13 protein-coding genes are annotated in these 10,287 nt (G+C 66.3%); 3 read left to right on the top strand and 10 right to left on the bottom strand.

What is annotated here, in order from left to right; all coding sequences use genetic code 11:
* Window positions 1–621 (top strand): endolytic transglycosylase MltG (mltG, locus tag VF662_RS11560; protein ID WP_464141253.1); only part of this gene is annotated, 621 nt, incomplete at its 5' end.
* On the opposite strand, the gene VF662_RS11555 is transcribed toward mltG, so the two are convergent.
* The 3 genes from VF662_RS11555 to VF662_RS11545 all read right to left on the bottom strand — a co-directional run bounded on the left by VF662_RS11555 (window position 622) and on the right by VF662_RS11545 (window position 2,814).
* Window positions 622–1,032 carry an SH3 domain-containing protein gene (locus VF662_RS11555; protein WP_464141251.1) on the bottom strand — a complete coding sequence of 137 codons (411 nt, stop codon included), beginning with the start codon at window positions 1,030–1,032 and terminating at the stop codon, window positions 622–624.
* Complete coding sequence (locus VF662_RS11550; protein ID WP_464141255.1) at window positions 938–1,288, bottom strand: MarR family transcriptional regulator; 351 nt, start codon at window positions 1,286–1,288, stop codon at window positions 938–940. The genes VF662_RS11555 and VF662_RS11550 overlap by 95 nt, the downstream gene beginning before the upstream one ends.
* A 137-nt stretch (window positions 1,289–1,425) precedes the next feature.
* On the bottom strand, window positions 1,426–2,814 hold the full coding sequence (locus tag VF662_RS11545) for a leucyl aminopeptidase family protein (protein ID WP_464141248.1): 1,389 nt from the start codon (window positions 2,812–2,814) through the stop codon (window positions 1,426–1,428).
* Window positions 2,815–3,319: 505 nt separating this feature from the next.
* On the opposite strand from VF662_RS11545, the gene VF662_RS11540 reads away from it, so the two are divergent.
* Both VF662_RS11540 and VF662_RS11535 read left to right on the top strand, forming a co-directional pair.
* Window positions 3,320–4,867 (top strand): alpha/beta hydrolase family protein, encoded by a 1,548-nt coding sequence (locus VF662_RS11540; RefSeq protein WP_464141245.1) that lies wholly within the window; start codon window positions 3,320–3,322, stop codon window positions 4,865–4,867.
* A gap of 203 nt (window positions 4,868–5,070) precedes the next feature.
* Window positions 5,071–5,913, top strand: a complete 843-nt coding sequence (locus tag VF662_RS11535; protein WP_464141243.1) for an outer membrane protein — start codon at window positions 5,071–5,073, stop codon at window positions 5,911–5,913.
* 80 nt (window positions 5,914–5,993) lie between these two features.
* Here the strand turns inward: VF662_RS11535 and VF662_RS11530 are convergent, their stop codons facing one another.
* The 7 genes from VF662_RS11530 to VF662_RS11500 form a co-directional block, all read right to left on the bottom strand.
* Complete coding sequence (locus VF662_RS11530; protein ID WP_464141241.1) at window positions 5,994–7,058, bottom strand: type I restriction endonuclease; 1,065 nt, start codon at window positions 7,056–7,058, stop codon at window positions 5,994–5,996.
* A 59-nt stretch (window positions 7,059–7,117) separates the two neighbouring features.
* Window positions 7,118–7,609, bottom strand: coding sequence for a JAB domain-containing protein (locus tag VF662_RS11525; protein ID WP_464141238.1), 492 nt, complete (start codon window positions 7,607–7,609; stop codon window positions 7,118–7,120).
* A gap of 65 nt (window positions 7,610–7,674) precedes the next feature.
* A complete protein-coding gene (locus tag VF662_RS11520) occupies window positions 7,675–8,127 on the bottom strand; it encodes a hypothetical protein (protein WP_464141236.1) in 453 nt (150 codons plus the stop codon).
* Window positions 8,128–8,179: 52 nt separating this feature from the next.
* Window positions 8,180–8,533, bottom strand: a complete 354-nt coding sequence (locus VF662_RS11515; RefSeq protein ID WP_464141234.1) for a hypothetical protein — start codon at window positions 8,531–8,533, stop codon at window positions 8,180–8,182.
* A gap of 48 nt (window positions 8,534–8,581) precedes the next feature.
* Window positions 8,582–9,124 carry a response regulator transcription factor gene (locus tag VF662_RS11510; protein WP_464141232.1) on the bottom strand — a complete coding sequence of 181 codons (543 nt, stop codon included), beginning with the start codon at window positions 9,122–9,124 and terminating at the stop codon, window positions 8,582–8,584.
* 14 nt (window positions 9,125–9,138) lie between these two features.
* Window positions 9,139–9,336 (bottom strand): hypothetical protein, encoded by a 198-nt coding sequence (locus VF662_RS11505; protein ID WP_464141230.1) that lies wholly within the window; start codon window positions 9,334–9,336, stop codon window positions 9,139–9,141.
* 79 nt (window positions 9,337–9,415) lie between these two features.
* Window positions 9,416–10,117, bottom strand: coding sequence for a VV20781 family protein (locus tag VF662_RS11500; RefSeq protein ID WP_464141228.1), 702 nt, complete (start codon window positions 10,115–10,117; stop codon window positions 9,416–9,418).
* Between the last annotated feature and the right edge of the window lie 170 nt (window positions 10,118–10,287).

Here is a 10,287-nt window from a genome sequence, read left to right as displayed (position 1 = left end):
ATCCTCGTCTACGAGAAGCTGATGGAGCAGAAGCTTTTGACAGGCTCGATCCCGGTGCCGGAGGAGGGCTCGATCCTCCCTGACAGCTACAGCTTCAAGCGGGGCGAAAGCCGGGCCGCGGTGCTGAAGCGGATGCAGGACGCGATGACGAAGCAGCTCGATGCGCTCTGGGCGAAGAAGGGGCCGAACAGCGTCGTCAATTCGAAGCGGGAGGCAGTGATCCTGGCCTCGGTGGTCGAGAAGGAAACGGGCAAGCCGTCGGAGCGGCCGATGGTCGCCGGCGTTTATTCGAACCGCGTCCGGATCGGGATGAAGCTCGATGCGGATCCCACCGTCATCTATCCGATTACGAGGGGCAAGCCGCTCGGCCGCCGCATCCGGCGCTCTGAGCTGCAGGCGAATAACGGCTACAATACCTATGCGATGGCGGGCCTGCCGGCGGGGCCGATCGCCAATCCGGGCCGCGAGTCGATTGCGGCGGTGCTGAACCCGGCGCAAACCAAAGCGCTCTATTTCGTGGCTGACGGCACCGGCGGGCACATCTTCGCGAACACTCTGGCCGAGCACAACGCCAACGTGCAGAAATGGTATGCCCTTCGCCGCCAGCGCGGCGAGATGTGATCAAGCGAGGGCCGGCTCGAGTAGGTCAGCGGGGACGTAGCCGACATGGTGGTCAAGGCGGCGGTAGCCCCAGGCCCAGCCGCCGGTAATGTCCAGCACCGCGAATTCATCGCCCGGCTTCAGTTCCGAGGCGATCTCCGCGTCGGGCCGAGGCTGAAGGCGGACGACCGTTGCGTCCGGGCCCGCGATCCGGATCATCGGCCGCGCGTAATGGGGCGCGAACAGCTGCCCGGCGAGCGCAATGTCCGCGATGTCGCGGCGATAGGCGTGGATCCGCTCGTCGAGGACGATCGACGGGCCGCTCAGTGAAAAGCGCTCAGCCGTGCTGGAGGAGGAGTCCTCGTTCCTTGGGCGCGCGCCGGGCTGCGGGCTGTCCTTCCTGCTGCTCGATGTTGCGTTCGAAGCTTTCAAGGAATTCCTGCCCCACACTCGTTCTTGCGACGAACACGTTCCGGCGGTCGGCCTGGTCGCGCACGCGTCGCAGATAGCCGAGCGTGCCCAGCGTGTTCAAGGCGCGCGTGATAACGGGCTTGGACACGCCGAGGATGTTGGCAAGGCCGCGCACGGTATGCGGCCCAGGAGTGAGGTAGACCAGCAGCATCAGCGCCATCTGGCGGTTCGTAAGGTCGGGTTGGCCCGATCTGACGTAGCTGATCAGCGTCTGCATCCAGCCTTTGAGTGATCGTTCCGACACGTTTCTTCTCCGCTTGCGCGCGAGCGTCTGTTTCGGGACTACAACCAGTCAGAACGGGTTTCGTTTCGTTAACGCTAAGGAATTTCAACGCGAATGCAGGGGCATCCGCCTCAGCGGCCGTAACGGGCCCTGAGCATGCTCCAGGCGGCGCGAAGACCCAGGGCATCTCCCCCCTTCGGCCTCCCCGGCTTTGCGGCGGAGCGCCAGGCGAAGGTGTCGAAATGCGCCCACGGCGTCGCCTCCGGCACGAATTTCTGGAGGAAGAGAGCGGCGGTGACGGCGCCCGCCATCGGCTGGTCGCCGGCATTGGCGAAGTCGGCGATGTCGGAGGCGAAGAGCTCGTTATAGGGCTTCCAGAGCGGCATGCGCCATAGCGGGTCGGACACCGCCTCGCCGCTGGAGAGGAGATCGGCGGCGAGGGCGTCATCGTTGGCGAAGAGGGCGGGAAGGTCCGGCCCCAATGCGACTCGTGCGGCGCCGGTGAGGGTGGCGAAGTCGAGGATCAGCTCCGGCTCGCCTTCCACTGCTCTGGTGAGCGCGTCGCCGAGGATGAGCCGCCCTTCCGCGTCCGTATTGCCGACCTCCACGCTGAGGCCCTTGCGGCTGCGGAGTACGTCGCCCGGGCGGAAGGCGTTGCCGGAGACGGCGTTCTCGACCGCGGGGATGAGAAGGTGGAGGCGGACGGGGAGGCGGCTCCTCATGACGATGAGCGCGAGCGCGAGAGCGTGAGCGGCACCGCCCATGTCCTTTTTCATGAGGCGCATGCCGGCGGACGGCTTGATGTCGAGACCGCCCGAATCGAAGCAGACGCCCTTTCCGACGATGGCGATGCGGGGGTGGCGCCGGTCGCCCCATTCGAGCTCGACGAGGCGCGGCGCGCGATCGGGCGATGCGGCGCGGCCGACTGCATGGATCATCGGGAATTCACGTTCGAGATTGGTGCCGGATGTTGTCGAAAGTGCCGCGGAATGGGACTTTGACAGGTCGGAAACGGCGGATTCGAGCTCTTTAGGGCCGAGATCCTGGGCCGGGATGTTGACGAGATCGCGCACCAGGTTGGTCGCTTCGGCGAGAAGCAGCGTTTCTTCGATCCTTGCCGCCTCGGGCGTGAGGAGGATGCGCGCGCCCCTGGGCGACGCCTCCTGCTTGTAGCGGTCGAAGCTGTACTGGCCGAGCAGCCACCCGAGAGCCGCGGGCCCGGGGGAAGTGCCTGAGACGCGGTACACGCCCTCGGGAAGCGCCTCCGCGGCCTTCGAAAGGCACCAGGTGCCGAGTTCGCCCGCATCCGCGACCCCCAGCAGGGCCGACCATTCCGCCTTGTCCCCCGGCAGGATCGCGAGCTGATAGCCCTCCGCCCTGAAGCCCTGCGCCGCGACCGCCTGCCGCACCCGCTCCGGCTGCCCCTTCAGCCACGCATCGAAGCCCTTCCTGTCGACGGGGATCAGCGAATGCGCGGGCTGGCCCTTGTCGGGCTGAAGGAGCGGGGAGAGATCGGCCATGCCGTCCCATCGGCAGATTGGCGCAAGAAGGCAACCGCCGCCCCCTCACTTTTGCCGGGTAGCCGCGCATCCGAAAAGCCGCCACCCGCGTAGCTGGGGATCCAGGTTACGAATGGCTCGCGGACGAGCAAAGGGCGGGCGGCTGACGACTTGACTTGGGGAGAAGGAGCGCGTCTCCTTCTTCCCATCTCCCCACTTTGCCTTGGAACCTTAGTTGAGCCTTCTGATCGCGGCCCTGGCCGCACTGTCTCCCGCGCCGCAAGCGGACACCGCTTCAGGAGCCGACGTCCGGGCAAGGCCACTGACCCATTCGTACCAATGCTCCTTCTCGCGAATCCTGCTCGATCCCACGGCAGGCCGTTTCGCCGTGTGGGACGCTCCCAGGGATATAAGGAGGTCGATCCTGACCGGTTGGCCGAGCGACTTCGTAGTCGGGGATCTGCCGAGCCGCTCGGGCCCGGAAGACCGGGCGTCGCGCCTGGTCACTGTGTCCGCAAATGCCCGGGTGGAACCGCTGCGGTGGAGCGCCAGCGGGGACAAGCTGCTCTTCAGAGTGCGCGCCCACGATGCGATGCTCTACGAGCCGCGCACCGGGGAAGTGCATGCAGCACCAAGCTTTTCTCCTCTCTGGCAGAGTATTCGGATCGAATCCCTCACGCATGGTTCCGACAGCTTTCATCGCGAACCGGGGCCGGTTCGCGCGCTTGACCGGATCGCTCGAGACGGCGGGGTCGTTCGAGGTGTCGCTTCCGTCGGCGATTCGACTTCGTTCCTCATATTCCGGACCGGCCAGCGTTTTCGGCTGACAGGCTATGCGGATGGGCGGCGCTGGGACACGAAGGTGCCGATCGCCTTCGCATCGCACCCGCTGCTTCCCGAGGGTGCGCGATCGCCGCTCTTCTTCGGCCAGCAACAGGCAGGAAAGCCGTTCCTTCCTTACGCCCTGCCGCTGATCGACCGGAGCAGCGGCCGCATCGTCGGCCGGTTCGGCTGGGACCGGATCGAGCTGAAGGGCAAGCGGACGATCGACCTGCGTCCGGAATTCAACCAGATGGTTTCAATCAGGGACGCGGCCGCGCACGGCGATATCGTCGTCGCACTGGTCGATCTGGACCGTGAAATCCGGATCGTGCGGGCCGACGGCAAGAGCCTGCACAGCTGGCAGCTCTGCGAGAAGAAGGGGATGAAGCTCCGTGACCGAGTGTTCCCCGCGGACAACGCGCTACCGGCGGATACGCCGATGGTGCGGACGGAAGTCCGCTTCTCAGGCGCTTCGGACCGTTCGCGCGGGGAAGCATTCGGTTTCCTGCACCGGCCGTTGCGCTCGAACCGGCAGCTCGTCGTTTACTTCCACGGAGGCCCGACTTCGACATTGGCCGAATGGCCGATATCCGACGAGATCATCCGCTTCGCCGCGCAAGGAACGGCCGTTCTGGCGGTGGAATATTCAGGCTCACTGGGCGGCGGCCTCGAATTGAGCGAACGCCTGCCCCGCCGGGGTCTCGGCGCGCTTCGGGAGGACGTTCGACTGGTCACCCAATGGGTCCGGCGCAGCGGCTTCAAGCGCGCCTTCGTCCTTGGCGACAGCTTTGGCGGGGTACCGGCTGCGATCGCCGCGGCGGACCATTCCGGCGTCTACGCGCACAGCTTCCTCAGAGCGCCGTTGCTGGCCGTTCCGAGCCCCGAGACAAGCGTCAACCGGCCCAATCTCATGCCCAACAGGGTTCCCGCAAAGTCGCAGCTCGAGTTCGAGGAAACGGTTTATGGGGGCGCTCGGGGAAGAAAGCGATTCGATGCCGAGTTGCGGGCGCTCGTTCGCCGGCTGCAGCCCTCGCCGCGCCTGTCCTTCTACTTCGGCAGCAAGGACCCGGTGTCCGGAGTCGCGGACCTGCCGAAGGAGTTCGAAGGCCACCGGTCGGTGAAGATCGTTGATCGCGCCCATCATCTTGTCGGCGGCGCGATCGAGGTCTGGCGAGACATCCTGTGCAAGACCGCGGTCGACCCGACGGGGACGACAGCACCCGTTGCCGCTGGCGAGGCGGAGTGCCCCTAGCCGCAAGAACATGCAAGATCAGACGGGCGGCCCGCGGGCGGCGAGTGCTTTATTCGCCCGGACACCGGCGCAACGGCAAAGCGTGACGGGTGTTCAGACGCGCTTGCTGGCGCGCCCCGTCACTTTTGCCGGGTAGCCGCGCATCCGAAAAGCCGCCACCCGCGTAGCTGGGGAGGGGCGGGCCGAAAACAGGGAGTGTATAGATGTTCAAGGGTTCGAACGCCTGGTTCCAGGCAGGCGCGATCGCAGCCGCGGCAACGGCATTCCCGGCGGCAGCGCCGGCGCAGGACGGAACGGCGGGCTGGAGCGGGCCCTATGTCGGGGGCCGGCTCGGCTACGCCTTCCAGCCGAAGGACAGGAACGAGACGATCCTGTTCGACACCGACCTCAACGGCTCGTTCGGTGACACGGTCAACACCACGACGGGCGCAAACGCCTTTTCTCCCGGCTTCTGCGGCGGCCGGGCACTCGACCGCACGCCCGCCGCCGGCTGCGCCGGCGACACCGACGGAACCGACTGGGCGGTGCATGCGGGCTATGACATGGATCTCGGCGGCATCGTCGCGGGCGTGGTCGCAGATTACGGCCGCACCCATGTCGAGGACAGTGTCGCCGCCTTCAGCACGACGCCCGCTTTCTACACGATGACGCGGCATATGCGCGACAACGCCTCGATCCGCGCACGCGTCGGCGCCGCCCTCGGCGAAACCCTCTTCTACGGCACGGGCGGCCTCGCCTGGGGCAAGGTGCGCAACCGGTTCGCGACCAGCAACACCGCCAACACCTTCACCAACAGCGGCAACGAGGATGCCTGGGGCTATCGCTACGGCGGCGGCGTCGAGCACCGCGTGGCGCCGAACTTCTCGGTCGGCTTCCAATATCTCTACACCAGCCTCAAGGACGACGACTTCCGAGTCCGCGCCCAGGGGCCGGCGCCCGCCACCAACCCCTTCATCCTGAAGAATGCCGGCGGCACCGACTTCGCCCGAAGCGGCGAGCGCTTCAACTGGCACAGCGCCCACGTATCGGTGAACTTCCGCTTCTGAGGCGAGGGTGGCGAGGGAGGGGCGCCCGCAAATGGGAGCGGGCGCCGCCTCCGCGTTGCGGGCGGCCCAGCTTCTAAGCTCTATGCCTTGGCAGCATCCAGCTCCTCGATCCGCTTCAAGATCTCCGCATCGTGCTGATAGATGTCGACGGGGTCGGTCACGGAGTGGCGGGTCTCCTCCCTGCCGCTGAAGGTGCCGAAGTAGCGAGACGTGGGACTGTTGAAATGCAGGCGGGCGATCGTCTTCCGGTTGTTGTCGTCCAGCAGGACCGCGCAATAGGATTTGGCGTCCCGCATGACGATCCGCTTCGGGCTGACCAGCTTGGCACCGATCGCGCGAACGATGTTGAAGCCGGCCACCTCGTCCTCGGTCGTGAAGATAGGCTCTTCCGCTCCGAGGCCCGTTTCGGGACCTTCTTCCTCTGACGGGTTGGATGCAGTGAGGGCGGAAGTGAGCCGCTCGGTCACCCGGTCTCGAATGAGCGACGAAACTGAGGCGACGATCAGAGCCTTGAAATTGTCGCGGATGGCCGTCGTCAGCCGTCCATCATGAACCTTCGACGCGATCAGCTTGACGAACTCGTCCGAGGGCTCCTGGAACTCCTTCTGAAGCTCCTTGTAGACCAGCGACTGCATCTTGAGATTGCCAGCCTCCTGAACGATCTGGTCGATGTTGAAGGACTGCTTGGAGAAACGCTCGAGCGTCTTCAGGTCTGACTTCTTCAGCGCGTCCAGCTGGAGCGTGAAGAACGGTTTGTCATCCATCTTGTTCGGCGTGTCGATGTCCGAAAAGAATTGGAAGACGACCCCGTTCGTTAAAAGCGCCAGCCGCGCATCGGTGGTGGCAAAATAGCGGAAGAGTTGCGACGCGTGCTTGACGCTGAGCTCCGAATTGGCGGGCTTGCACTCGATAAGAATGGTGACTTTGCCGCCGTCGCAAATGGCGTAGTCGACCTTTTCACCCTTCTTGATGCCAACGTCCGCGGTGAATTCCGGCACGACCTCGGAAGGGTTGAAGACGTTGTAGCCGAGCGCCTGCAGGAAGGGCATCACGAGGGCGGTCTTGGCCGCTTCTTCGGTCAGCAAGACTTCTCTATGCTCGCGGACGACCTTACCCAGTTCGTTCAGCCGCGCTTCCAAGTCCATGTTCTTATCCCCCTGTTTCCTTGAAACCTAGTGCCTTCGCCGGAGGGGCGGAGGATTGGCTAGAGAAGTCCGAGCGCGCGGAAGCTCGTGGTGCCGCTGCGGGCGACGATGATGTGGTCGTGAAGGACGATGTCGAGCGCACGCGCGCCTTCGGCGAGGGCGCGTGTGGCCCGGCGGTCCATGCTGCTGGGCCTCGGATCGCCGGACGGGTGGTTGTGCGCGATGATGAGCGCCGACGCGTTGAGCTCCAGCGCGCGGCGAAGGACCACGCGCGGCGGCAGCACGGTTTCGCGGGCGGAGCCGGTGGTCACGATCTCGTCCTTCAGCAGCCGGTTGCCCGCGTCCAGGAACAGTGCGCGCACCTGCTCTTCGGCCGCGTGCGCCATCGTCGCGCGGAGATAGTCGAGAAGCGCCTGGCCGGTCGAAAGCACCGGAGCGGACATCACCTCTTCCCGGAGGACATGGGCGATCACCTCCCGCACCAGTGACAGGAAGTCGCTCGCGGGACGATCGCCGAGCACCCGGCGGAGGTCGTCGTTCGATGCCGCCAATGCTCCGGCAACGGAGCCGAACTCGCCGATCAGGCTTGCCGCCCTTTCGTCGGCCCGGTCCGGGCTCAGCGGGCGGAGGAGCGCGACCAGGAGGGGTCGGCCGCTCCCGCCGCCAGCCTCTTGCGGTGGCGCCAGGTCCCCAGCGCCAGCAGGAGCAGCATCGGATAGACCCCCATCGCCAGCGCCACTCCGTAGGCCCACGGCATCAGGTTCGGCTCCAGGGCCCGGGCGAGGTGGGCGAGCACCCCGATCGCCTGAAGTGCGCTCACCCATAGCGGCCAGAACCGGTCGGCAAAGACGGCAAGGAGAACGAAGACGGCAAGGACAACGACATCGACGAGAAAAACTCCGACTTCCACATATTCGAAGCGGTCGGCCCAGGCGGAGCCGAGCGCCACCGTGAGCAGGCTGCCGAGAATGATCGTGGCGGCGCCGATGCGCTCGGGCGCTCCGCCCCTCAGGAGAGCGTAGCCGCCGCAAAGCGCCGTCAGGGCCCAGAAGATGAGCTTGTGATCCATCACCCGACCGGACCACCGGGCCGGCGCCCGGTCAAGGGACGATGGGACGTTTCTAGCCGACGATCCGAAGCGGCCGGTCCAGCTCGCCGCTCGGCTTGATCGGATCCGGCTTGTCGAGGCCGTCGCCGATGGCGACGGTGCGGAGCCCGATCTGCGTCTTGGTGTCGTCGAGCTTGCGGTGCGTCTCGACGATGCTCCTGCGGGCGGCGACGAGGCGGGCATAGACGTCGGCGGCGCCGTCGAGCGCCTCCTGGCCCACCACCGCGGAAATTCCGGCCTCGGCGCGGGCCGAGGGCAAAGCGGCGTTCAATTCGGCTGCGCATGTGAGCGCCTTGTCGATTGCGGCTTCGGCCGCGGCGAGGCGCTCGGCGACCTTCTCGGCAGCTGCGCGACGTTCCTTGAGCATGTTCTATCCCCCTCCGCACCTTGCGGAGGTGCGGTCACATTTCCGGTTTCATGGCTGCGTCGCGGACCAGCCGAGCTTCCCCAGCGCTTCGAGCCCGGCGAGGAAAGTACCGAAGGCGAAGACGGCGATCACGGCTATGACCATGATCCACCCGATCCGCGCCCACGGGCCAAGTGCGTTTCGCACCCCCCACATCTCGGGAAGCGGCAGGCGAAGTCCGGCGTCGGGCTGGGGCGATGCAGGCACGAACGGCGCCTGTTCCTCCATCAGCTTTCGTCCGGAATATCGGCTTTCCCGCCAATTCCCTTGATCGACGGGAGCAAAGTCGCCGGGCCGGGCATCCCCGGCAACGTCCAGCGACTGGTATACCAATTGATGGTATTCGGGATTTTCATGCTCCGCGAGCAGCCGGGCCGCCTCGTTGCGGGTTGCGACGCCGAGGGTCTGCAGCGCCGCCTTGATGCGCTGATCGACGGTGTGGCGGGAGATGCCGAGCTCGATCGCGATCTCTTTCGAGGTTTTGAGGCGGTAGACCAGCCGCAGGCACTCGCGCTGTCGTTCGGTCAGCTTTGCGTAACGTTCGCTCGCCATTTCAACGACTTTAATCAAGCGCCGGGCAGTTGAATACTGCCTGTTTCGACGAGGTGGCGCTCGGCGATCTCGATCGACATCGACAGATAGGCGGCCGCCTGGTGGAGGCCAGCGGCGTCGAGGACGACGAGCGCGTCCTTCAGCGTCACGATCGTCTCGGCGAGGCGGCACGCCTGCTGTGGCCACGGCTCGGTGATACTGTCCCCCTTCAAGCCCGCGGGGTCATCATGCGCTTCGTCGCCGGCCTCCCGCAATGGGGAAAGCGGCTCCGGGCTGCGGCCGGATCGCCGGCTATTCGCCCGGGTCCCACAGCACCGACAGGGCCAGGCTCGCGGCGAGGACGAGCTCGCGTTCGGGGCCGGAGCGGGGGGCGAAGATGGTCTTGTCGGGGCCGTTGAGGTCGACGGCGCCGAGGGGCCTTCCGTCCAGCTCCAGCGAATAGCCGAGCGGCATCGCGGTCGGCAGCCGCCCGCCCGCCATGTCGTGGATCGGCCGGATCTCCGCCACCCGGCCCCCCATGTGGATCTCGCCGGCGCGGGTGCGGCCGGAGAGGAGCTTGCCGGGGCGCGCCGGCACTTCCTCGAGGATCAGCCCGGCATCGATCGGTCGGCCGTCCCGGCGGAAGCGGCAGCGATAGGCGAAGCGCTTGGCGGGGAAGCTGACGGAGCCCGCCTTGATCTCGGCCTCGTCGAAGCGGCATTCGCCTTCGAGCACGCCGGCGACGTCGGGGCCCGCGAGCTCGAAGCTTCCGCCGCCGAGATTCCTGACCACCGGGCCGCCGTCGTAGCTGGCGCTGATGCTGGAGCGGGTGAAGCGGCCTTCGCTCGAGCCGAGCCGGAACCGCCCGCGCTCGCCGCCGCCCATGCCGGTGAGCTCGACCCGCTCGGACGAGGCCGCAAGACCGGACGGCATGGCGATCCGCGCCTCCTCGACGCACCCGGCCAGACCCGACGCGGCCCCCACGGCGAGCGCCAACTTCAACGCAACTTTCATCTGCCTCACTCCTTGTTTCAGGAGCGGAATAAACAAGGTGAAGCTTTCGCGGCGCTGAACCTGCGGGGGAGAGTTCGCGATTTGAATTTCGAATTGTCCCGGTGCGCAATGGCTGGAAAGCGGTCCTTCCCCGGCGTAGCTTGATCGGGGTTTTGGGGGAGAGCCGCCAT

The sequence above is a fragment of the Allosphingosinicella sp. genome (assembly GCF_036387215.1).
Classification (GTDB): domain Bacteria; phylum Pseudomonadota; class Alphaproteobacteria; order Sphingomonadales; family Sphingomonadaceae; genus Allosphingosinicella.
This window is presented reverse-complemented; position numbering and strand designations above follow the sequence as displayed.

Bases quoted from the DNA above. Each gene is read 5' to 3' on its own strand.
- VF662_RS11530 (WP_464141241.1), bottom strand. From the start codon at position 7,058: ATGGACTTGGAAGCGCGGCTGAACGAACTGGGTAAGGTCGTCCGCGAG.
- VF662_RS11545 (WP_464141248.1), bottom strand. From the start codon at position 2,814: ATGGCCGATCTCTCCCCGCTCCTTCAGCCCGACAAGGGCCAGCCCGCG.
- VF662_RS11510 (WP_464141232.1), bottom strand. From the start codon at position 9,124: ATGGCGAGCGAACGTTACGCAAAGCTGACCGAACGACAGCGCGAGTGC.
- VF662_RS11515 (WP_464141234.1), bottom strand. From the start codon at position 8,533: ATGCTCAAGGAACGTCGCGCAGCTGCCGAGAAGGTCGCCGAGCGCCTC.
- VF662_RS11500 (WP_464141228.1), bottom strand. From the start codon at position 10,117: ATGAAAGTTGCGTTGAAGTTGGCGCTCGCCGTGGGGGCCGCGTCGGGT.
- VF662_RS11520 (WP_464141236.1), bottom strand. From the start codon at position 8,127: ATGGATCACAAGCTCATCTTCTGGGCCCTGACGGCGCTTTGCGGCGGC.
- VF662_RS11550 (WP_464141255.1), bottom strand. From the start codon at position 1,288: ATGCAGACGCTGATCAGCTACGTCAGATCGGGCCAACCCGACCTTACG.
- VF662_RS11535 (WP_464141243.1), top strand. From the start codon at position 5,071: ATGTTCAAGGGTTCGAACGCCTGGTTCCAGGCAGGCGCGATCGCAGCC.